General features: G+C 74.9%; 18 protein-coding genes. 11 read left to right on the top strand and 7 right to left on the bottom strand.

The genetic code is table 11. The features are described 5' to 3' along the window. Window positions 1-250 precede the first annotated feature (250 nt). From BLU95_RS05400 to BLU95_RS05430, 7 genes are all read left to right on the top strand, one after another. Complete coding sequence (locus tag BLU95_RS05400) at window positions 251-1,909, top strand: outer membrane protein assembly factor BamB family protein (RefSeq protein WP_107452477.1); 1,659 nt, start codon at window positions 251-253, stop codon at window positions 1,907-1,909. A 386-nt stretch (window positions 1,910-2,295) separates the two neighbouring features. Next, window positions 2,296-2,451, top strand: coding sequence for a pyrroloquinoline quinone precursor peptide PqqA (gene pqqA / locus BLU95_RS05405; protein ID WP_093858950.1), 156 nt, complete (start codon window positions 2,296-2,298; stop codon window positions 2,449-2,451). Then, entirely contained in the window at window positions 2,448-3,215 is a 768-nt protein-coding gene (pqqC, locus tag BLU95_RS05410) for a pyrroloquinoline-quinone synthase PqqC (protein ID WP_093858951.1), read from the top strand. The genes pqqA and pqqC overlap by 4 nt, the downstream gene beginning before the upstream one ends. Further along, window positions 3,212-4,702: a pyrroloquinoline quinone biosynthesis protein PqqE gene (gene pqqE / locus BLU95_RS05415; protein ID WP_173862006.1), complete on the top strand. Its 1,491-nt coding sequence runs from the start codon at window positions 3,212-3,214 to the stop codon at window positions 4,700-4,702. The genes pqqC and pqqE overlap by 4 nt, the downstream gene beginning before the upstream one ends. Before the next feature lie 49 nt (window positions 4,703-4,751). After that, entirely contained in the window at window positions 4,752-5,696 is a 945-nt protein-coding gene (pqqB, locus tag BLU95_RS05420; RefSeq protein WP_502689859.1) for a pyrroloquinoline quinone biosynthesis protein PqqB, read from the top strand. 231 nt (window positions 5,697-5,927) lie between these two features. Then, window positions 5,928-7,514, top strand: coding sequence for a lytic transglycosylase domain-containing protein (locus BLU95_RS05425; protein ID WP_231978317.1), 1,587 nt, complete (start codon window positions 5,928-5,930; stop codon window positions 7,512-7,514). A gap of 144 nt (window positions 7,515-7,658) precedes the next feature. Beyond that, entirely contained in the window at window positions 7,659-8,315 is a 657-nt protein-coding gene (locus tag BLU95_RS05430; protein ID WP_093858953.1) for an SIMPL domain-containing protein, read from the top strand. Between the two features lie 264 nt (window positions 8,316-8,579). Here BLU95_RS05430 and BLU95_RS05435 read toward each other — a convergent pair whose 3' ends face one another. Continuing rightward, window positions 8,580-8,897: a hypothetical protein gene (locus BLU95_RS05435; protein WP_093858954.1), complete on the bottom strand. Its 318-nt coding sequence runs from the start codon at window positions 8,895-8,897 to the stop codon at window positions 8,580-8,582. Between the two features lie 390 nt (window positions 8,898-9,287). On the opposite strand from BLU95_RS05435, the gene fxsT reads away from it, so the two are divergent. From fxsT to BLU95_RS05450, 3 genes are all read left to right on the top strand, one after another. Next, window positions 9,288-12,260, top strand: coding sequence for an FxSxx-COOH system tetratricopeptide repeat protein (gene fxsT / locus BLU95_RS05440; protein ID WP_159424787.1), 2,973 nt, complete (start codon window positions 9,288-9,290; stop codon window positions 12,258-12,260). A gap of 180 nt (window positions 12,261-12,440) precedes the next feature. Next, window positions 12,441-13,373, top strand: coding sequence for an ATP-grasp domain-containing protein (locus BLU95_RS05445; protein WP_093858956.1), 933 nt, complete (start codon window positions 12,441-12,443; stop codon window positions 13,371-13,373). A 61-nt stretch (window positions 13,374-13,434) separates the two neighbouring features. Continuing rightward, entirely contained in the window at window positions 13,435-14,754 is a 1,320-nt protein-coding gene (locus BLU95_RS05450; RefSeq protein ID WP_093858957.1) for a cytochrome P450, read from the top strand. A 50-nt stretch (window positions 14,755-14,804) separates the two neighbouring features. Here the strand turns inward: BLU95_RS05450 and BLU95_RS05455 are convergent, their stop codons facing one another. The 3 genes from BLU95_RS05455 to BLU95_RS05465 all read right to left on the bottom strand — a co-directional run bounded on the left by BLU95_RS05455 (window position 14,805) and on the right by BLU95_RS05465 (window position 17,501). Next, window positions 14,805-15,890 carry a DUF5954 family protein gene (locus BLU95_RS05455; RefSeq protein WP_093858958.1) on the bottom strand — a complete coding sequence of 362 codons (1,086 nt, stop codon included), beginning with the start codon at window positions 15,888-15,890 and terminating at the stop codon, window positions 14,805-14,807. A 150-nt stretch (window positions 15,891-16,040) separates the two neighbouring features. After that, entirely contained in the window at window positions 16,041-16,625 is a 585-nt protein-coding gene (locus BLU95_RS05460) for a TerD family protein (RefSeq protein ID WP_093858959.1), read from the bottom strand. Window positions 16,626-16,853: 228 nt separating this feature from the next. After that, window positions 16,854-17,501 (bottom strand): class I SAM-dependent methyltransferase, encoded by a 648-nt coding sequence (locus BLU95_RS05465; protein ID WP_107452478.1) that lies wholly within the window; start codon window positions 17,499-17,501, stop codon window positions 16,854-16,856. Window positions 17,502-17,866: 365 nt separating this feature from the next. On the opposite strand from BLU95_RS05465, the gene BLU95_RS05470 reads away from it, so the two are divergent. Next, window positions 17,867-20,206, top strand: coding sequence for a glycosyl hydrolase family 18 protein (locus tag BLU95_RS05470; protein ID WP_093858960.1), 2,340 nt, complete (start codon window positions 17,867-17,869; stop codon window positions 20,204-20,206). A 135-nt stretch (window positions 20,207-20,341) separates the two neighbouring features. Here the strand turns inward: BLU95_RS05470 and yidD are convergent, their stop codons facing one another. The 3 genes from yidD to BLU95_RS41325 form a co-directional block, all read right to left on the bottom strand. Next, on the bottom strand, window positions 20,342-20,995 hold the full coding sequence (gene yidD / locus BLU95_RS43760) for a membrane protein insertion efficiency factor YidD (protein ID WP_231978319.1): 654 nt from the start codon (window positions 20,993-20,995) through the stop codon (window positions 20,342-20,344). Window positions 20,996-21,108: 113 nt separating this feature from the next. Beyond that, a complete protein-coding gene (locus BLU95_RS05480; protein ID WP_093858961.1) occupies window positions 21,109-21,882 on the bottom strand; it encodes a bestrophin-like domain in 774 nt (257 codons plus the stop codon). 44 nt (window positions 21,883-21,926) lie between these two features. Beyond that, window positions 21,927-22,712, bottom strand: coding sequence for a hypothetical protein (locus BLU95_RS41325; protein WP_107452479.1), 786 nt, complete (start codon window positions 22,710-22,712; stop codon window positions 21,927-21,929). Between the last annotated feature and the right edge of the window lie 9 nt (window positions 22,713-22,721).

The raw sequence follows: 22,721 nt of genomic DNA on the forward strand, positions 1-22,721 counted from the left end.
CCGGGCACCGCGTCCCGCCCGGGGCGCCGCCGCCCGGCGCAGTGCGTTCCCCCCGGGGCGTGAACGGAACGGGCTCCGGGGTTCGGGCGGATGCGGGTGCGGCGCGGGCGTTCGCAGAATGACGCCACGGCGCCGCAGCCGTACTCCCCCGACAGCCGAGGCGAATCGCATGAGCCGATCCCACCCGCCCGCCCGTTCCACCGGACCGCAGCCCGCCGGACCGCACCCGGAACCGATACCCCCGGGCCCGATGTCCCGGGGCCCGGTCCCCGGGCGCTCGGCGTCCCGGGGCCCGACCTCCCCGCCACCGGGCCCCGCGGCGCCGCCGGCCGGCCCCCGGCGCAGGCTCACCGGGGCGGCCCTGCTCTCCGGATTCGCACTGCTCGCCCCGGCCCTCGCCGCCGGTGCGCTCGGCGGCGCGGCCCCCGCCCGGGCCGACAGCCCGACCGTCTCGGTCAACACGATGCGCACCGCCTGGGACGCCAACGAACCCGGCCTCGCGCCCGCCCAGGTGTCCGGCTCCGACTTCGGCCGCCGCTGGTCGACCGCCGTCGACGGCGCGGTGTACGCCCAACCGCTGGTGGCCGGCTCGACCGTGGTGGTGGCGACCTCGACCAACCACGTCTACGGCGTCAACGCGGCGGACGGGAAGATCCTCTGGCAACGCGCGCTCGGCACCCCGGTGGCGTCCTCCAGCGCCTGCCTCTCCCCGGGCACCGGCATCATCTCGACCCCGGTCTACGACAAGGCCACCAAGACCGTCTACCTGGTGAGCAAGTCCAGCGAGGGCGGTGCGCACTTCTCGGTGCACGCCCTGGACGCCACCACCGGCACCTCGCGCAGCGGCTGGCCGGTCACCGTCGCGGGCTCGCCGGTGAACAGCCCGGGGGTGGCGTTCAATCCGAACAGTTCCGCGCAGCGGGCCGGACTGCTGCTGCTCGACGGCGCGGTCTACTTCGGCTTCGCCTCGGACTGCGGGATCGGCACCTACGTCGGCACGGTCGCGGGCGTCAACACCAGCACCCGCAAACTCACCCTCTGGTCCACCGAGTCCGGCTCCGCCTCGCAGAACGCGGGCGTCTGGATGAGCGGCGGCGGCCTGGTCTCGGACGGCTCCGGGCGGATCTTCATCGCGACCGGCAACGGCGCGGGCGAGGGCTCCTCGCCGCTGAAGGGCCCGGGCGACAAACCCGGCGGCCACTTCGCCGAGTCCGTCGTCCGGCTGGGCGTCAACAGCGACGGCAGCCTCGCCCCGCGGGACTTCTTCAGCCCCACCAACAACCGCGAGATGGACCACGGCGACGTGGACCTCGGCTCCGGCGGACCGGTCGCCCTGCCGTCCGGTTTCGGCAACGCCGCGCACCCGCACCTCATGGTGCAGGTGGGCAAGGACGGCCGGATCTTCCTGCTCGACCGGGACAAGCTCGGCGGCATGGGCCAGGGCCCCAACGGCACGGACGGCGTGGTCGGCACCACCGGCCCGTTCAAGGGCGTCTGGGGCCACGCGGGCGTCTGGGGCGGCGACGGCGGCTACGTCTATCTGACGGAGAACTACGGTTCGCTGCGCGCCCTGAAGTACTCGGTCAACAGTGCCGGGAACCCCCAGCTGACCAGTGCCGCGACCAGCCCCGAGGGCTTCGGCTACGCCTCCGGCTCCCCCGTCGTCACCTCCAACGGGACGGCGGCCGGTTCGGCCCTGGTGTGGTCGGTCTACTCGGGCACCGGACCGGGCGGCCAGAACGGCGAACTGCGGGTCTACGACGCGCTTCCGGTCAACGGCTCGCTCAAACTGCGGCGCAGCTTCGCACTCGGCACGGTGACCAGGTTCTCCGTCCCGGCGACGGACGGCGGACGGGTGTTCGTCGGCACCAAGGACGGCCACCTGGTGGCCTTCGGCCGGTCCACCTGAGCCCGTGGTCCGTCCGGACCGCCGTGCCGCCCGGGCCACCGCTCCACCTGGGCCACCTGGGCCACCTGAGCCGGTGGAACACACGCCGCACTCCGGCACATCCCGCCCGGAACACCCCGTCCCGCCCTGACCGGAACTGCCCGCCGCACCCCGACACACCCCGTGACGCCCACTCGACACGGCACTGCCGGACCGGCACACTCGACACCGGTTTCCCTCCCGGGCCCCGCCCGGGTGCGGAGTCCGTCGCGTCACCCGTTCGCTCGCGAATGTCACACGATCGCACGGTTCGGACCGGCGGGCGGACCCGGTGGCTCGTAGCGTCCTGCTCCAAGGGCCGCCGGACCCCGACCCCCACCCCCACTTCACCGAGGAGGGCAACTCCCATGAAGTCCACGCTCGCGCCCCAGCTGCCCGTCACCACCGCCACCGTCGCGCCGGCCGCTCCGGCCGCCGCCAAGCCCACCTGGTCCGCCCCGTCGGTGGAGTGCCACCGCACCGGCGCCGAGGTCACCGCGTACGCCGCGCGGACCACTCGGTGACCCAGGCTTCCACCACCGCGTCGACCCGCGACGAGTTCGCGGCCAGGCTGTACGGCCTGCGGGAACGGTACTGGGACACCCACCCGTTCCATCTGCGCCTGCACTCCGGTGGCTGCACGCCACCGGAGTTGCGGCGCTGGGTCGCCAACCGCTGGTACTACCAGCTGTGCCTGACCCGGAAGAACGCCGCGATCATCGCCAACTGCCCGCTCCCGGAGGTCCGTCGGGAGTGGACCCGGCGACTCGGCCAGCAGGACGGGCCGCAGGAGGGCGAGGGCGGGCTGGCCGACTGGCTGGTGCTCGCCGAGGCCGTCGGCCTGGACCGCGCCGAGGTCCTGGACGAACGGCACGTGGCGCGCGGTGTGCGCTTCGCCGTCGACGGCTACCTGCACTTCTGCCAGACCCGGCCGTGGACCGAGGGCGTCGCGGCCGCGCTGACCGAGATGTTCTCGCCCGACCACATGGCCGAGCGGGTGATCGCCTGGCAGAAGCACTACGACTGGATCGACCCGGCCGGCTACGCCTACTTCGAGCACCGGATCCCCGACGCGCGCCGGGACAGCGCCCGGACGCTCGACGTGGTGCTGGACCACTGCGTGACGGCCGAGCAGCAGCACGCCGCGGTGTCGGCGCTCGCCTTCAAGTGCGAGGTGCTGCGGGCGATGCTCGACGCGGTCGACTACGGCCCGGAGACCGCCGCCACCACCGCCACCACCGGGGCCACCGCCGCCGGAACCCCGGTGCCCGCCGGGGCCGGCCGGTGAACGCCGCACCCGCCGCCGCGGCCCCCGGGCTGCGGCGCGGGGTGCGGCTGGTCCACGACCCGGTCCGGCAACAGGCCGCCCTGCTCTACCCGGAGGGCGTGCTGCTGCTCAACGGGACCGCCGCGGCCGTGCTCCGGCACTGCGACGGACGGCGCGACGTCGCCGGGGTCACCGCCCGGCTGGCCGAGGAGTACGAGGGCGTGGACGCCGGTCAGGTGCTCGCCCTGCTGGCCGACCTCGCCGAACGGCGGCTGCTCGCCCTCGACGGCACCGGCGGCCCGGCCGATCCGCAGCCGGCCGCCGGCCTGCCCGGGGCCGCGGCCGGCAAGCGCGCGCCCGCCCCCCTCGGTCTGGTCGCCGAACTCACCCACCGGTGCCCGCTGCAGTGCCACTACTGCGCCAACCCGGTCGAACTCGTCCGGCAGCGGAACGAACTGGACACCGGGCAGTGGCTGCGGGTGCTCGACCAGGCGCGCGGGCTCGGTGTGCTCCAGGTCCACCTCACCGGTGGCGAGCCGCTGCTCCGCCGCGATCTGGCGACCATCGTCGCGCACGCCCGCGATCTGGGCCTCTACACCAATCTGATCACCAGCGGCCTGCCGCTGGACGGCCCCCGGGCCGCCGAACTCGTCGCGGCCGGGCTGGACCACGTGCAACTGTCCGTCCAGGACGCCGACCCGCGGCAGGCCGACAGCATCGCCGGGCTGACCCGGCTCAAGGGCCCCACCGGGCACGAGCGCAAGCTCGCCGCGGCCGCCCTGCTCACCGCCGCCGGGCTGCCGCTCACCGTCAACGCCGTGCTGCACCGCGCCAACGTCGGGCGCCTCGGCGAGATCGCCGACCTCGCGGTCGGGCTCGGCGCCGACCGGGTGGAGCTCGCGCACACCCAGTTCTACGGCTGGGCCTGGGTCAACCGGGCCCACCTCGCGCCGAGCGACGAGCAGGTCCGGCAGGCCGAACAGGACGTCGCCGCCGCCCGCGCGCGGCACGGCGACCGGATCGAGATCACCCATGTCGTCGCCGACCACCACAGCGGCACCGCCAAACCGTGCATGAACGGCTGGGGCAACGAGCAGTTGGTGGTCGCTCCCGACGGCGCCGTGCTGCCCTGCCTGGCCGCCGCCCAACTGCCCGGGCTTCGGCTGCCGAACGCGGTCACCGACGGACTGGCCGCGAGCTGGCACGACTCGCCGGCGTTCAACCGCTACCGCGGCACCGACTGGATGCCCGAACCGTGCCGCAGCTGCGACCTGCGCGAGCAGGACTTCGGCGGCTGCCGCTGCCAGGCCTTCCAGTTCACCGGCGACGCGGGCGTCACCGACCCCGCGTGCCGGCTCTCCCCGCAGCACCACCTGGTGCACGCGCCGGACCCGGAGGCCGGTCCGGCCCCCCGGGCGCGCCGGTTCACCGCGCCCGTCCCCCCGGTGCCGTCGGTCCCGGCCGTCCCGGCGCCGACGCCCGACCCGTCCGTGCCGGGCCCGGCGTGAGCGCCCCCGGCCCCGGACCCGTCCCTCGGAGCACGCACTGAAGATCCGGATCCTCGGCACCGCCGCCGGCGGCGGCCTGCCCCAGTGGAACTGCGGCTGCGCGGGCTGCGCCACCGCCCGCCGCACCGGTACCGCCCGCAGTCAGGACTGCCTCGCGGTCAGCGCCGACGGCGCCGCCTGGTACCTGGTCAACGCCTCCCCCGACCTGCGGTCCCAGTTGCTCGCCACCCCCGAGCTGGCGCCCCCGCCCGGCACCCGGGACACCCCGCTCCGCGGCGTCCTGCTGACCAGCGGCGAACTCGACCACACCCTGGGCCTGGTGACCCTGCGCGAGGCCGCCGGGCTGACCGTGCACGCGACCGCTCCGGTCCGGACCGCGCTGCACGAGGCGTTCCCGGTCGGCCCGCTGCTCGCCCCCTACACCGAGGCGCGCTGGCACACCGTCGTCCCGGGGGAGCCGGTCGAGCTGGCCGGCGGGCTGGTGGCCGAACCGCTGGCCCTCGGCGGCAAGCGCCCCCGGTACGCCGCCGATCTGGCCGCCCTCCCGGCGGGCGAACGTGCCGGGGAACCGGCCGGGGAACGTGCCGGGGAACCGGCCGGCGCGCGAACGGACTGGGTGATCGGCTACCGCTTCACCGAGACCGGCGGCCGCGCCCGCGCCGTCTACGCCCCCGGACTGGCCGCGTGGACGCCCGCCGTCGACCGGGCGGTGGCCGACGCGGACGTGGTGATCCTGGACGGCACCTTCGCGACGGACGAGGAGCTCGCCGAGCGCACCGGCGGCGCCCGGGGCTCGCGCGGCATGGGACACCTGGCGGTCGCCGACTCGCTCCCCCACCTGTCCGGCCGGCCCGGCCCGCGCTACCTCTACACCCACCTCAACAACACCAACCCGCTGGCCCACCGGGGTTCGCCGGAGGCGATCGCGCTGGCCCCGGCGCTGGCGGCGGCCGGCGCGGCCGTGGCCGAGGACGGGATGCTCCTGGAGCTCTGAAGCGCGGCCCGTCCTGCCCCGCCCCGGCCGCGTGTGACCGTGTCCGGTCGAACCGCTCCACCGTCCGTTCACCGAACGGTGGCGCCCGGTACTGCCCCGGGCCACCGGGGACCTGTCAGATCGTCGTGATACTAATCATTCGGGTGATGAGATCTGTCATGCACCGGCAGGCACGATGGTGACAGCCTGTCCGTTCCCAGGGGACCGGACGGTGACGGGGAGGGGCAGAGCATGGTGACCAGGAGCGGCACGGCCACGCGAGGCGACGGCGGAGCCACGGGGACGGAGCGACGGACCGGTCGGACGACCGGCCGCCGGCTGCGGCTCGGCAAGCGGCTCACCGGCATGCTGGCGGTCTTCACCGCCCTCGCGGCGCTGACCGGCTCCCAGGTGACCGGCCTCCGGCTCGCCCCGGCCGCCGCGGCCGAGCCCGTTCCCGACCGGCCCAGCGGCAGCGCAGCCCCGGTCCCGGGCCTCGGCGCCGACGGCACCGCCACCCCGTTCGGCACCGGTGCCACCCCGCTCCCGGGCATCCTCGGCACCGCGCCGGTCGACGGCGGCGGCACCCTGCCGCTCACCCAGCCGCCGCTCGCGCCGCTCACCTCGCCGTTCGCCGATCCGCTGCGCTCCGGGCCGGCCCTGCCGGAGACGGTGTTCGCCGCCTACCGCAAGGCCGAGGCCGCGCTGCTCCTGCGCTCCCCCGGCTGCCACCTGCCCTGGCAGCTGCTCGCCGCGATCGGCGAGGTCGAGTCCGGCCAGGCCGGCCGCGGCGCGGTCGACGCCGGCGGGACGACGTTCCGTCCGATCCTCGGCCCGGCCTTGAACGGCGCCGGCTTCGCGGCGATCGGTGACACCGACGGCGGCCGCTTCGACGGCGACACCCAGTGGGACCGCGCCGTCGGGCCGATGCAGTTCATCCCGTCCACCTGGGCCTCCTGGGGCGTGGACGCCAACGGGGACGGCAAGGCCGACCCGAACAACGTCTTCGACGCCGCCGAGGCGGCCGGCCGGTACCTGTGCGCGGGCGGCCGCGACCTCTCCGACCCGGCCCAGCTGGACCGGGCGATCCTCGGCTACAACCACTCCGCCGAGTACCTGCGCACGGTCCGGAACTGGATGGCCCACTTCGGCACCGGCAGCCCGGTCACCACCCCGAACCGCCCCGGCACCCCGAGCCCGCTGACGCCGCAGCTCCCGGTCGCACCGGTGGCGCCGCTCGTCCCGACCGCCCCGCCGGCCCCGATCCTGCCGACCCCTGGCACGACGCCCGCGCCGACGCCGGGCCAGAACACGGCTCCGACGACGCCCGGCACCCCGAGCACCACGCCGACCGTCCCGGGCACCACCCCGTCGGGCGAGCCCTCGCCGAGCGCGACGCCCTCCGGCACCCCCTCGCCCTCCGCGTCCGCCTCGCCGTCCGCCGAACCGAGCGGCACCCCGAGCGGCACGCCCACCGCCCCCGTCACCACGCCGTCCGGGAGCCCGAGCCCCAGCGCGACCGCGACCCCGACGACAACCCCCACCACGACGCCGACCGGCACCCCGTCGACGACGCCGACCGCCACGCCGACGGCGACGCCCACGGGCACCCCGACCAGCTGCCCCGCCCCGACCGGCACGCCGACCGCGACCGCGAGCCCCTCCGCGACGCCGTCCGGCAGCCCGTCGGCCGGCCCCTCGGTGACCCCGAGCGCGACGGCGACCCCGAGCGCCCCGGGCTGCCCCACCCCCACCCCGTCGGACACCCCGTCCGCGACCGTCACCCCGAGCGCCACGACCTCCCCGTCCGCCGCGCCGTCCCCTTCGGCCCAGCAGTAGCCCGACCACGCTCCCCCTTCCCCGGTCGAGGACTCGGGCGGGCGGGGTGCGGCAGCAGTGGAGCGAGACCCGAGGGCCCGGCACGACCGCCGGGCCCTCGTCGTGCACGCGCACCCCTGGATCGTCAGTCGTCACACTGATTGGATGAGCCGCATGTTCGACAAGCACTCGATAGACACCCCCTGGGGCGCGTCCGTGTTCGGCGCCGCGAGCGTGGACGCCACACCGGACCTGGCCCGGGTCCGGGTGGCGATCGCGGAGACACGACCCAAGCCGGCCGAGGCGTTCGAGGCCACCCGGGGCGGGGTCAACCGGATCCGGGAGGTCCTGCGCGGCCACGGGATCCCCGATACGGCGGTCTCGACCTCCCGGCTGGACCTGAAGTCCTCCTGGGACTACGGCAACGAGCGCACGTTCCTCGGCTACGAGTGCACCGCCTCGTTCGTGATCGAGCTGCGCGAGCTCGATCTGCTGGAGTCCGTGCTCGTCGATGTCGTCGAGGCCGGGGCGAACCAGGTCGACGGTGTCGAGTTCGACGTGAGTACCAAGAAGGAGCTGCGCGCACAGGCACGCACCGCCGCCGTGACGGCCGCACGGGAGAAGGCGGAGCTGTACGCCGGGGCCGCCCAGGTCCGGCTCGGTCCCGTCGTCCACATCAAGGACGTGGACTCCGAGCAACTGCAGAGCAGTTACCGCAGTCACCGCGGCAGCGGGGGCGGCGACGGCGACGGCGACCTGACACCGGGAAGGATCAGTGTCACCGCGGGCGTGGTCGTCGGCTTCGCGCTCATCGGGGGCTGACCGCGCCCGCCCGGGGCACGGTGCCCGACCGCGCGTACCGCCGGGCACCGCGACCCGTCGAGCGTGACCGGGCGGTCAGCGCCCGGCCCGCCGCGGGTGTCACCGTCCGTCCCGTCCCCGACCTCGTCGGCGCCGGACTCGATCGCGATGTCCTGGACCACGGTGGCGACGGCCGTTCTCCCTGCCGGTGGTGATGACTGACGGTCCGTCGCGATCGAACGGAACCCGCAGCCGACCGAAACGGGACGGGACCGGACGGACGGATCAGGCGGCGTCCGGGCCGGGGTCCGGGCCGGGGACCGCCTCGTCGGTACCGGCGGGGCCGCCGTCCGTCCGGCCGGGGGCCCGGCCGGACGGGGGGAAGGCCGCGATGAGCGTGGTGGTCACCGCGAGGCCGAAGTTCCCGGCGTTGACCGCGGTGGCTCCGGCGAGAGTCATGGCGATTCCGGCGATCGCGCCCGACAGGGCGAGTCCGGTGAGCCGGACGGTTCGGCCGGCGAGCCGGCCGCGGAGCCGGCGGCCTTGGGTCCGCCCGGCCGGCCGCCGCGGACCGCGGCCGGTCGAGGGTGTCTGCTGGTGCACGCGAAGCCCTCCTCCCGTGCGGCCCGGCCCGCCGGCCGAACCGCCGTTCTCCGAGACCTCGGAATATCGACATCCGATTCGATTCCGGAAATTTCGGTGCCCGTTCCCGCGGAGAACTCCCCGTAACTCCCCGTGCCGCGCGACGTCACCGGAATCGGCCGGTGCGACCGCGGAATTCCCGACAGCGCACCGCGTCTACAGATCACCACCCCGCGCGCCGTCCCGCCAGAACCGGAGCCGATCACGCGCCAGGTCCGGGCAGATCGCTCCTTTTCACGGACAACGGTTCGACGAGTCGGGACGCGGCGCGTCCCGGATTGGCACGGGACGCGTATGCTGTCGGACACCTCGGGACACCGTCGGACAGGCATGGGGGGCTGTGCGATCTCGATGAACGGGAACTCCGCGGATCGTCTCGATCCCGCTTCCGCCGCGAGCAAGGAAGACCTCGCACGCTGTCTGAGAACACTGCGGATCCGTGCGGACAGCCCTTCCTACCGGGACCTGGAGAAGCGGGCGCTCCAGAGCGGCCGCTCGCTGCCGAGGACGACGCTCGGCGAGGTCCTCTCCGGCCGCCGCTTCCCGAGCAAGGCGTTCCTGCTCGCCTTCGTCGAGCTGTGCGGCGTGGACCCGGTGGCCGAGCCGAGCTGGGAGAGTGCCTGGAACCGCCTGGCCGTCCACTACAAGACCGACGTCCGGAGCGAGCCGGGACCCGGCGCGGAGGATCCACGCCCCGATCTGTCCCGCCAGGAGCTCCGGGCCACCCGGCAGCGGGTTCGGGAGCTGGAAGAACGGGTGGCGGAGCTGCACGCCGCCTCGACCGCCCGGACCGAGGCCTCCCAGCGTGCCGGCGAGGCCGTCGGACGGGCCGTCGAGGCGTGGACGGCGGTGGCCGACGAACTCGACCGGCGGGGCGAGCGCGCGCTCGCGGCCCGCGCCCGCACCGCTCTCGCCGAGCTGGCCGAAACCGAGTTCGCCGGGGCCGGAACGGGGACGGGGGCAGAGGTCGGAGCAGTGGCGCGAGCGGGGGTGGGGGTCGGAGCGGGCACGAGAACCGCAGCCGCGACCGGGGCGGAGGCCGCAGCCCCACCCACCGGCCCGGAACCCGTCACCGCCGCCGGTCCCTTCCTCACTGCCGGTGCCCTCCCCACCGCCGGTCCCCGCCCCGCCGCCGTCCCGCCCGCCCGGTCGGCCCCCGAGGCCGACCCGGACGCCGCGCCACTGCCCGGCCGGGTCAGCGGCAGCCTCCCGGCGGTCTGGAACGTCGAACCCCGGAATCCGGAGTTCACCGGCCGGGACGCCGTCCTGTCGGACCTGCGCCGCCGCCTCGGCAGCGGGACCGCCGGCGGGGTGCAGGCCCTGCGCGGGGTCGGCGGCGTCGGCAAGACCCAGATCGCGATCGAGTTCGCCTGCCGGTTCGCCTCGCACTACGACGTGGTCTGGTGGATCGCCGCCGAGGACCCGGCGCTGATCGGCGAACAGGTGGCGGCCCTGGCGGTGGAGCTGGCGCTCGCCGAGCCCGGCACCGACACGGCGACGGCCGTCGCCGTCCTCAAGGCCCACCTGCGCGGCCGCAACCGCTGGCTGCTGGTCTTCGACAACGCCGACGACCGCGCCGGGGTGGCCAAGTGGCTGCCGGGCGGCCCCGGCCACGTGCTGATCACCTCGAGGGCCGGCGGCTGGGAAGGGATCGCCACCACCGTCCCGGTCGACGTCATGGAGCGGGACGAGTCGGTGGCCCTGCTGCGCACCCGTCGGCCCGAGCTGAGCCCAGAGGACGCGGATCTGCTGGCGAGCGCCCTCGCCGACCTGCCGCTCGCCCTGGCCCAGGCGGGCGGCTTCCTCGCCGAGACGGCCACCCGGGTCGGCGACTACCTGGCCCTGCTGGACACCCACGCGACGGCGGTGCTGACCGAGGGCAGCACCGGCGACTACCGCAAGCCGCTCGCGGGGGCCATCGACCTCAGCGCGACGAGGCTGGCCCGGCTGGACCCGCTCGGTCTGGCGGTGGTGCGGCTGTGCGCGTTCCTCGCCCCGGAGTCCGTCCCGGTGCACTGGCTGCTCGCGTTCGGACGGTCGACGGCGGGCCGGACCCCGCAGGCCCCCGGCCCGCTCGCTCCCGGCGGCCCGCTGGCCGCCCTGGCGCTGGCCGACACCGACCCGGTCGCCCTGCACCGGGGGGTCGGTTCGGCCGTCCGGCTGGGGCTGGCGACCAGCACCCACGACGGCGTCCGGCTGCACCGCCTCGTCCAGGCCGTCATCCGGGACCAGTTGGGCGAGGAGGCCGCCGACGTGCGCCGCCACGCGCGGAGCGTCCTCGTCCAGGCCGCGCCCGGCGACCCCGAGGACCCCGCCACCTGGGCGACCTGGGCCCGGGTGGTCCCGCACCTGCTGGCCGTCGACCCGGGCGGCGCCGACTCGCCGGAGCTGCGCGGCCTCGCCTGCGACGCCGCCTGGTACCTCACCGAGCGCGGGGACTCCGAGGCCGCCGCCCGCCTGGCGGTGGACCTCCGCACCAGCTGGACCGCGTCCTCCGGTCCCGACGACCGGCACGTGCTCTGGGCGAGCCGCTGCCTGGCGCGCGCCCACCGCGAGCAGGGCCGGTACGAGGCGGCGCACCTGCTCTACCAGGCGTCCATGCCGCGCAGCCGCCGCGCCCTGGGCGAGGACGACCCGCAGACCCTGCGGCTGGCCCACGGGCAGGCGATCAACCTGCGTCTCCGGGGCCGCTACGAGGAGTCCCGACGGCTCCAGGAGGACACCCTCGCCCGGTACCGTCGCCTGCTCGGGCACGACCACCCGCACACCCTGCACTCGGCGAACCACCTGGCCGCCGACCTCAGCGCGCTCGGCCGCTACGAGGAGGCCCGCGAACTCCACCAGGAGACCCTCGCCCGGTACCGCCGGGTGCTCGGCGACGACCACCCCGACACCCTCCGCTCGGCGAACCACCTGGCCGCCGACCTCAGCGCGCTCGGCCGCTACGAGGAGGCCCGCGAACTCCACCAGGAGACCCTCGCCCGCTGCCGGCGGGCGTTCGGCGAGGACAGCCCGCACACGCTCCGGGCGGCGGACTCCTACGGCACCACGCTGCGCCGCCTGGGGCGGCTGGAGGAGGCGCACCGCCTCCAGCGGGAGACCCTCGCCCGGTACCGCCGGGTGCTCGGCGACGACCATCCGCAGACGCTGCGGACGGCGCACAACTTCTCCGAGACGCTGCTCGCCCGGGGAGAGGCCGAGGAGGCCCACCGGCTCCAGGCCGACGCTCTGGAGGCCGCCAGGCGGGTGCTCGGCACGGACCACCCGGAGACGCTCCACGCGGCCCGGCACCTGGCGCTCATCCGGTCCGGCCTGGGTCGCTGAACGGACGGGACGCGCGGACTTCCGCCATTCCTGGGACAACCCTGGCCGCCGGCGGTCAGGACATTCTACGATTGACCGACACCGGTCAGTAATCGGCACCTCGATCGCGTGGGAATTCCCCGGGCCGGCCAGCTGGTAGCTTACTGCCGCACTGCCGCCCCCGAGCCGAGGAAATGGCCGATGATCGATCCTAAGATCGCACTGGTAATGGCTAGGCCCCGTCCGGAAATCAATGCCGACCATGACATGCCCCTGCTCCTCCGGGCGCTTTCCGAAGCGGGTGCCGACGCAATCTCTGCGGAATGGGACGATCCGGGCGTCGACTGGTCGGAATTCGATCTCGCGGTGATCCGGTCCACCTGGGACTACACCTGGCGCAAGCCCGAATTCCTCGACTGGGTCGACCGCTGCAGCCGCGCGACCCGGCTGGCCAACCCCCCGGAGGTGGTGCGCTGGAGCTCGGACAAGAGCTACCTCGGCACCCTCGCGGCGGCCGGCGTCCCGGTCGTCCGCACCCGTTACCTGGCCCCCGGCGACCCGGCCGACCTTCCGGACGACCACGAGTACGTGCTCAAGCCGGTGATCGGCGCAGGTGCCCGCTACGCCGCCCGGTACCGGCCCGAGCAGCACGACGAGGCGCACGACCAGGTGGCCCGGATGCACGCCGAGGGCCTCACCGCCATCCTCCAGCCGTACATGAGCGGCATCGACAGCACCGGCGAACGCGCGCTGGTCTTCGTCCGGGGACGCTTCCTGCACGCGATCCGGAAGAACGCCGTACTCTCCCCCGACGTGCCGTTCGACCGGCGCAAGGTCGCCCACCCGGGGCTCCAGCCGTGGTCACCGACCCCCGCCGACCTCGCGGTGGCCGAACGGGCGCTGGCCACGGTGCCGGGCTCGGCGGACCTGCTGTACGCCCGGGTGGACCTCGTCGACAACGCCGACGGCACACCGCTGGTGATGGAACTCGAACTGGTCGAGCCCAACCTCTTCCTGGCCGCCCACCCGGGCTCGATGTCCACCGTGGTCCAGGCGATCACAACGGCGGCCGCGGCGGCCGCGGCCCAGCGCGGCACCCGGCGCCGCGCCGAGGACGGCCGGGCGGTCCACTAGCGACGCCGAGCCGGGAACGCGACTGGCACCGGCCACCGCGGCCGGCGAGGGGGGACACGTCATGAGTGCGGGCAGCGACACCGGCACGGGCAGCGACAGCAGCGGCACCGGCACCGGGGCGACCGGCGGGAAAGCCGCCCGGGGGGCGGACGAGGACGCGGCCGGGACGGGCGCGCTTCCGTTCGCCTGCCCCGCCGCCCTGGCCGAGCCGCCCGGGCTCGCCGCGCTCCGCGAGCGCGGCGGCCTGGCCAGGCTCCCCACGGCCACCGGCGACCGGGCCTGGCTCGTCACCCGCCACGCCGACGTCCGCGCGCTCTGCGGCGACCCGCGGATCGGCAAGTCGCACCCCGACCCGGCCCGCGCGCCCCGGCTCTGGGACGCGGCGCTGCTCGGCCCGGAGACCAACCACGCCACGGCGGTGGCGGACCACCGGCGCTGGCGCAGCACCCTCACCGAGGCCTTCGGGGCGCGCCGCGTCGAACAACTCCGGCCCCGGCTCCAGGCGTCCTTCGACGCACTGCTCGGAGCACTGCTCGACACCGGCCCGCCGGCCGAACTGTGCGCGGACCTCGCCCGGCCCTTCGCCCTCGGCGTGATCTGCGACCTCATCGGCATCCCGGCCGAACGGCGGGTCGCGTTCGCCGCCTGGTCGGACCGGGTGCGCCGGGTCCCGGACCCCGGGGGGACGGCGGACGCGGCGGAGCGGCGGGGCCTCGACCGCATCATCGGCGAACTCCTCGACCAGCGCCGCCGCAACCCCGCGGACGACCTGCTCACCGAGCTCGCCGCCCGTGCCGACGGGCCCGACGCGACACGGCCCGGTGCCCTGCGCCCCGACGAACTCCCGCACACCCTCAGCGGCCTCCTGCTGGCCGGCTACGAGACCGTCGCCACCCGGCTGCCCTACGGCCTGCTGTACCTGCTCGCCGACCCCGCCGCCCGGACGGCGCTCGCCGCCGACCCCGGCCTCGCCCCCTCCGCCGTGGAGGAGGTCATGCGCCTCGCGGTGCCGGGCGGCAGCTGGATGCCCCGCTACGCCCGCGCCGACCTGGAGTACGGCGGCGGTCGGATCGCCGCCGGCGACCTCGTCGTGTTCTCCTTCCAGTCCGCCAACCGGGACGAGCGGGTGTTCCCGGACCCGGACACCCTCGACCTCGGCCGGACGTCCAATCCCCATCTGGCCTTCGGGCACGGCAAGTTCTTCTGCCTGGGCGCCGGACTGGCCCGGCTGGAGCTGCGGATCGCCTACGAGACCCTGTTCCGGCGCCTGCCGGACCTCCGTCTCGGCTGCGCGCCGGAGGAGGTCCGGGTCGACGGCGCGAGTGTGACCGGCGGCCTCCACGACCTCCCCGTCAACTGGGGCCGTCCCACCGACAGGTGACGGACCCGCGACCGGCCGGAGCGGGAGCGTGCCCGTTCCGGAACAGTCCCTCAGCCGTTCGCCGCCCCTGCGTCGTCACCGGCGCTCGCGTTCCCGCTCTCGCCCCCGTCCTCGGCGTAGCGGATGCCCGCCTCCAGGTCGCGCTGTTCCTGGAGGCGCAGCGGGAGTTCCGGGTCCCAGTCCGAACTGCGGGGCAGTTCCGGGCCGTCGAGGCCGAGGCGGACCACCGGCTCGACCCGGACCAGCCGGAAGTGGCGGTCCGCGGCGCGGAGTTCGTCGGAACGCTCGGCGTCCAGCCGGTCGGCGGCCTCCGCGTAGCGGGCGAGTTCCTCCGCACCGAGGCCCGGGTCGAGCCTGGGGGCGAACTCCCGGAGGTAGGCGGCCAGGGTGTCGCGGGCCTGCTGCGGGGTCTCGCAGGCACCGGTCATCGGGCCCCAGCCGCCGTCCCGGTACTCCGCGACCGCGCAGTGCACGGGCAGCACCAGCACGTTCGGATAGAGGTGGGAGGAGCGTCGCGCCTGCTCCCGGACGTTCTCCGGGATGGAACGGCCGGTCGGTACCAGCGACATCATGTCGAGCCGCAGGATTCCGTCGACCAGGGTGACGCCCGCGGCCGGGTCGATCACGAACCCGCTCGTCCGGGGCGGCAGCCGGTGCCCCTCTCCCACGGCAGCCGGGTCCGGATCGGTCGGCCGGGGCGGTTCGATGCCGTCCGGGCCCGAGCGCAGCACCTGCTCGGCGCGGAAGATCCGGTAGTCGCGCCCGCCGGCGGAGATCTCGTCGAGCGGCTCCCGTTCCAGCCGCTCGTAGGCCGCGCGGTAGGAGGCCCGCTCCTCCTCGTCGAGGCCCCGGTCGGCGGCCCCGCCCGAACCGGGTTCGGCGAGCGCCCAGAGGCGGAACGCGTGGCCCAGGTCGTCCCGGGCGGCCTGCGGGGTGGTGGCGTGGAACTCGACGATCCGCCAGGTGCCCGCGCCCGTCCGCTCCAGACTGCCGAACACGGGCGGCATCATCATCAGGTTCGGGTACTTCTCGCGGGATGCCCAGGCCTCCAGACCGGCCACCGCGGCGACCGGGTCGTCCGTGTGGGTGACCCGGATCGTCAGGTGCTCCGGCAGCTGCGCAGCGTCATCGTCCATGCGGCCAGTGTTAGCGGACCCGCCGAGAGCCCCGCAGGGTTATCGCGGAACTCCACCCGACCGCGCCCGGCCCCCGCCGGCCGGGACCTGCGGGCACCCGGACCGGCCCGTCCGGGACACCCGGGCGGGCCGTGCGACCGGGCTGCTGCTTCAGAGGTGCTTGACCAGCTCCGGCATGAGGTCCTGGAAGGTGCGGCCGCCGGCCGGCTGCCCGATCGCGGTCATCTGCCAACCGGCCTGGGTGCGCTGCATCTTGGCCATGATCTGCGCGGTGTAGGCGCCGCCGCCGGTGAGCGTGTACCGGGCGAGCTCGGTGTCGGTCTGGGTGTCGACCAGCCGGCAGAAGGCGTTCTCGACCTCCTGGAAGGTCTGGCCGGTGAAGGAGTTCACGGTGAACAGGATCTGGTCCACCTCGGCCGGTACGGCGTTGAGGTCGACGGTGATGGTCTCGTCGTCGGTGGCGTCCCCGGCGCCACCGGTCAGGTTGTCGCCGCTGTGCCGCACCGAGCCGTCGTTGCTGGAGAGGTGCTGGAAGAACACCACGTCGACCGGCTTTCCCCCGGAGAACAGCACCGCCGAGGCGTCCAGGTCGATCTCCTGGGAGGCGAACAGCTTGGCGAGGAAGCCCTTGCGCTGCGCCGCCCGCCAGCCGAGGCCCATCCGTACCACGCCCAGGCGGCCTCCGCCCGGCTTCTCCAGGCTGAGCTTCTGCCCCTTCGCCAGCGAAACGCTCATCGCGCCCTCCTCGTTGCTCGCACTCGCGCTTTGAATCTACAGCACTGTAGATCTTTTTGGCGCTGCGGGACGCCTTCGTCCCGGGACACCTGCATACCCCGTGGGACCGCCGCGGATGCGGGAGACCTCGCACCGCGCCGCACCGCTCCACGCACTCGCACCCACGCTCCCGCCCACGGCGGGCGGGCCGCCCGGGCAGGTCGGTTCGGGCCGTCCGGACGGGTCGGGTCAGGCCGTCCGCTCCAGTCGGACCAGGGCGTCCACCGCCACCGTACCCCCGCCCTCGGCCCCTCCCCCGCCCCGGTGGCCGGCCTCGGCGGCGACCGGGCGGAGCACCCGATCGGCCCGGACGGTCCGCAGACCGGCACCGGCCAGGTCGGCGAGCACGTCCCCGGCGGTGTAGAGCACGGCCGGGTCCTGCGGACCGCCGAAGCCCTCGGTCAGGTTGTCGGAGTCGTGCCCGACCACCAGCAGGGTGCCGCCGGGCGCGACCGCCGCCGCGGCGCGCCGCAGCGCCGCCCGCCGGTCCTCGGCCGGGAGCTGGAGGTAGGCGACCACGACCAGGTCGTAGCCCTCCGGCGGGGCCTCGAAGCTCCGGGCGTCGCCGTGCCGCCAGGTGAGCCGGTCGGCGACCTCGTCGGGCAGCGAGGCGGTGAGCCGTTCGGCGCGACCGAGGGCGACGGTGGAGAAGTCGAGCCCGGTGACCTCCCAGCCGAGACCGGCCAGCCAGATGCTGTTGCGGCCCTCCCCGGCGGCCAGGTCCAGGGCCCGTCCGGGTGCGAGTCCGGCCAGTTCACGGACCACCCAGCGATTGGGCTCGGTGCCCCAGACCAGCTCGCTGGCGGCGTAGCGCTCGTCCCAGGCGCGGCTGTCCATGGCCGTTCTCCGTTCGACGCGGGGACTTCTCGGGAGGCCACCGTACCGGTCCCCGGGCCGGCCCACCGGGCGCCCGGACGCTCCGCGATTCCCCCGCCGGGCACCCTTGACGGCGAATATTGGTCCAGTCCAATCTGTGATGTCGTGATGCACCGGCCCCGGCCGGTCCGCATCGGGACGCCTGCACGCCCGCATGCCCGCACACCCGTACATCCGTACGCCCGCACACCGCACATCCGCACGCCCGCACTTCCTGCCGCACCGTCTTCACCCGGCCGCGCGCCCCCACAGCGCCCGGCCCGGCTCCCCTGGCCCGTCCGGGCCGTCGCACCGCCGGAAACCCCACTCCTCCGGAGGACAACCGCATGCACGACCGTGTCATGTCCGCGCGCCCTGACGAGCGCCGGGCCGTCGCGCCGCGCCGCCGAGCACTCGCGCTCGCCCTGGCCGCCACGCTCAGTACCGGCGGCGCCGCCCTCGCGCTCACGCTCGACACCGCCTCGGCCGCCGCCGCCAACCTGCTGGCCAACGCGGACCTGGAGACCGGAACCCTGGCCGGCTGGACCTGTGCCAACGGCTCCGTGGTCACCACCCCGGTCCACGGCGGCGGTTACGCGCTCAACGGCGCCGTCTCGGCCTCCGACACCGCCGAGTGCCGGCAGACCGTCACCGTCCTACCGAACACCACCTACACCCTGGCCGGCTGGGTCCGGGGCAACTACGTCTACCTCGGAGCGACCGGGACCGGCGTCAACTCCCAGAGCTGGACGCCCGGCACCGGCGGCTGGACACAGCTGAGCAGCACCTTCACCACGGGTGCGAGCACCACCTCGGTGACGGTCTTCACCCACGGCTGGTACGGCACCGGCGCCTACCAGGCCGACGACCTGAGCCTGACCGGCCCGGCCGGGCCGACCGGGACCGCCAGCCCGACCGCGACCAACAGCCCGACGGCCAGCCCGACCGCGACCGGCAGCCCCACGAGCAGCCCCACGGCGACGAACAGCCCGACGGCCAGCCCGACCGCGACCGGCAGCCCCACCGGGACCGCGACGGCGACGCCCACCGCCACCTCGACGGCCACCGGCCCCGCCGGGGACGGCAAGGTCACCACACCGGCCGGTGTCACCGTCACCAAGGTCACCCACAACGCCGTGGTGCTCCAGTGGCAGCCGTCCACCGCGACCGCCGGTGACGCCCCGGTCGCCTACAAGGTCTACGCCGGCGACCAGTTGGTGGCCACCTCGATGGGCACCTCGGTGGCGGTCAGCTCGCTGCTGCCCTCGCGCGGCTACGCCTTCACCGTCCAGGGCTACTCCGGCGGTCACGCCTCCGCCCAGTCGGCCCGGGTGAGCACCACCACCACCGCGGCGCCCGCCACCAGCCCGTTCCGCTCGGCCTACTTCGACCAGTGGGGCGTCTACGAGAACGCGTACCACGCGAAGAACGTCGACACCAGCGGCGCCGCCGGCAAACTGGACGTCATCAACTACGCGTTCGCCAACATCCACCCGAGCAACCTCACCTGCTTCCAGGCGGTCAAGGCCTCCGACTCGGCGAACGAGAACAACCCCAACGCCGGTGACGGCGCCGGCGACGCGTACGCCGACTACCAGGCCGACTACAACGGCGCGGCCAGCGTGGACGGCAGCGCCGACACCTGGGAGCAGCCGCTCAAGGGCAACTTCAACCAGTTGCGCCAGCTGAAGGCCAAGTACCCGAACCTGAGGTTCACCATCTCGATCGGCGGCTGGACCTACTCCAAGTACTTCTCGGACGCGGCGGCCTCGGACGCCTCCCGCAAGAAGTTCGTCTCCTCCTGCCTGGACATGTTCCTCAAGGGGAACCTGCCGGCCAACGTCGCCGGTGACCCGGCGGGCGGCGCGGCCTCGGCGGCCGGGCTCTTCGACGGCGTCGACCTCGACTGGGAGTACCCGGGTTCGGCCGGCGGCCACACCGGCAACCACACCTCGCCCGCCGACAAGCAGAACTTCACCCTGCTGCTGAAGGAGTTCCGCACCCAGCTGGACGCCCTCGGCAACGCCCAGGGCAAGCGCTTCCTGCTGACGGCGGCGCTCCCCAGCGGCCAGGACAAGATCGCCCAGCTGGAGACCGACAAGATCGGCGCGTACCTCGACTACGCCGACATCATGACCTACGACATGCACGGCTCGTGGGACGCCAAGGGCCCGACCAACCACCAGGACCCGCTGCACGACAGCCCGGCCGACCCGACCACGCCGATCACCCCGGGCAACCGGAAGTACAACATCGACACCACGCTCACCGCGTACACCTCCGGCCTGCCGGAGTACGGCATCGCGGGCGGGTTCCCGGCGTCCAAGCTGGTGCTGGGCGTGCCGTTCTACTGGCGCGGCTGGACTGGCGTGCCGGCCGGTGCCAACTTCGGCCTGTACCAGAGCGCGACCGGTCCGACCCCGGCCAAGCCGCTGAGCGCGGAGGCCGGTCTGGCTGCCTGGAAGGAGCTCAACCCCACCGCCGCCAACACCCGCTGGGACCCGGTGACCGAGTCCTCCTGGGTGTACGACGGCACCAACTTCTGGACCGGTGACACCCCGCAGGCCGTCCAGGCCCGCGGCGCGTACGCCAGGAGCAAGGGGCTGGCCGGGATGTTCGCGTTCTCGCTGGAGAACGACGACGCCGCCGGGACGATGCTCAACGCGATGAACAGCAGCCTGCACTGACGTCGAGCGGTACGGCGGGGCCCGACCGGCACATCCGGCCGGGCCCCGCCCACGTGCGCTCCGGCGCGCCGGAGCGGGACAAGCGCTGCGGGATCAGCACCGCGGCATCGGCACCGCGGCATCAGCACCGCGGCATCAGTGCTCCGGCACCGGGTCGACGCCGTTCCTCCGCCGGGCCGCCTCGGGCCGGCAGCGCAGCAGCCGGCCCGCCGTCAGCCGGGCGCCGCGCACCGCGCCGTGCCGGTGCAGCGCCTGCACCGCGTAGGTGGAGCAACTCGGCGTGTACAGGCAGCAGGCGGGCCGCTTCGGGCTGATCTCGGTGCGGTAGTGGCGCACCGCGCCGTAGAGCACCCCGGCCACCAGGCCCCGCGGCGCGGGCGCGGCCCGGTCGGCCGGACGGGGACCGGCGCCGTCTCCCCGGCCGGCGGTCAGGGCGAACCGGAGGCCGGCGGCCAGGACCGTCGGGAGCAGCGCGAGCAGGCAGGGGCCGTCGCAGCCGCCGCCTCCCCCGCCGCAGCCCCCGTTGCCACCACCGCAACCGCCGTTGCCACCACCGCCGTTGCCGCCGGTCCGGCAGCCGCCGCCACTTCCGCCGCTGCAACCGGGGGGCAGGAAGTCGTCGAGGTCGTTGTCCTTCTTCCGCTCCCCGTGCCTGCGCAGGTAGGCCTTCCACTCCTGCTGCCGGCGTTTGCGGTCGCGCCTCTCCTCGGCCGGCAGCCACCACCAAGCACGTCCGGGGCGCTGGGTCGTCGGGAACTGTTCACCCTGGCCGGGCTGCTGGTACGCCACTGCTCGCGATTCCTCTCCGCGCGCACGCCGGGGCCGACCCCCAGCGGCCCGATCAGATTATCGAAAGCCCGGATCGTGGGGGTCGGCCCGCAGGAGGATCCCGCGCGGTGCGCTCAGCCGCTGCCGCCACCCAGGGTGGGGAACAGGTCGGTGAACGTCTGGGTGGTGACCGAGACGCTCCGGCCGAACGGGTCGTCGAAGTCCCAGATCAGGAAGAGCAGGAAGGCGATCAGCGCGCTGAACGCGCCGGCCAGGATCAACTCCCGCGGGGAGCGCCGGATCTGGAGGAAGAACACCATGCCCACCGTGACGACGGCGCCGACGATCAGGCCGAACCAGACCACGCCGGGCATGCTCGGGCCGGCGTTCTGGCCGCGCGCGTTGCGGGCGTCGTCGACGACGCTGATCCGGTCCAGCATCGGCTGGTACGCCTGTGCCTCCAGGTCGGAGGCCGGCGGGCGGGTCGCCACATCGGTGCGCAGCTTGTCGAGCAGCTCGGTGCCGCGTTCGGAGATCTCGCCGTTCTCGCGCATGTACGTCCACTCCACGTCGACCACGTAGGAGACGTAAGCGTCGACGTCGGCCCGGATCCTGTCGCGGAACTCCACCGGGTAGACCTGCGCACGGGCGCTCACCTCGTGCAGCGCCTGCGCCTCGCGGAAGACGTCGTCCTGCGCCGCGCCGCGGGTCTCCCAGACTCCGGCGATGGCCAGGCCGAGCACGATCGCGTAGACCACGCCGATCATCATCGTCATGTACTCGATGACGTCGGGTGTCTCGTCGGTGTCCTCGTCCGCACCGGCGCGGCGGTGCCTCAGCAGCACCACCGCCACCACCACGGCACAGGCCGCCAGCATGGCGATGGCCAGCGCCAACCATTCGGACATCGGGACTCCTTTCTCGGTCGGGGATCGACATGAGTCGATCGAAATCAGTCGGACAGTCGGCCCGGGCCGCACCGGGCCCGGCCCGTGCGGACCAGGAACGCGTACGAGCGACGGGGCACGGACGCGGGAACGGGGGAACGGAGCAGGGGGTGGGGCGGCGTCAGGAGCCGCTCGAACCGGCGGAACCACCGGTTCCGGCCCGGCCACCGGCACGACCCCGGCCGCCTCCCCCGCCGCCGCGCGGGCGCAGCGCCGCCACGGCGAGCACGGCGGGCACGGTGACCACCAGCATGGTCCGCGTCGGCGAGCTGCCGTGGTGCACGGGTGGCGCCGCCAGCGGCTGGGTCTTCGGCACCGGCCGCAGCGTGGGGGCCGGTCGCACCGGGCTGGGCGCCGGGGACACCGGGGGCGGCGTCGGGACCGGGGCCGGCGGCGCGGGAGCGGCGGGAACCGGGGGCGGTACCGCCGGCGCGGTGGACGGCCGCGGGCTCGCCGGTCTCGGCGAGGGCGCCGGCGGCGGTGGCGTCGGAGTGGGCGCGGGCGGCCGGGGCGACGCGGGCGGCGGCGTCGGGGCGGGCGGGGCGGGCGGCACCGGGGCCGGGGTCGGCGGCGGTGTCGGCACCGGGGTGGGGGTGGGCGTGACGGTCGGCTTCGGCGTGGGTGTGGGCGTCGGCGTGGGCGTCACGGTGGGGCTCGGGGTGGGCGTGGGTGTCGGGGTGGCCGTCCGCGTCGGCGTCGGAGTCGGGGTAGGTGTCGGCGTCGGCGTCGGCGTCGGCGAGGGACAGGGGTGGTGGTGCGTCGGCTTCGGCGGCCGGGGCCGGGTGGGCCACGGCTTCGGG

The organism is Streptomyces sp. TLI_053 (genome assembly GCF_900105395.1).
GTDB lineage: Bacteria > Actinomycetota > Actinomycetes > Streptomycetales > Streptomycetaceae > Kitasatospora.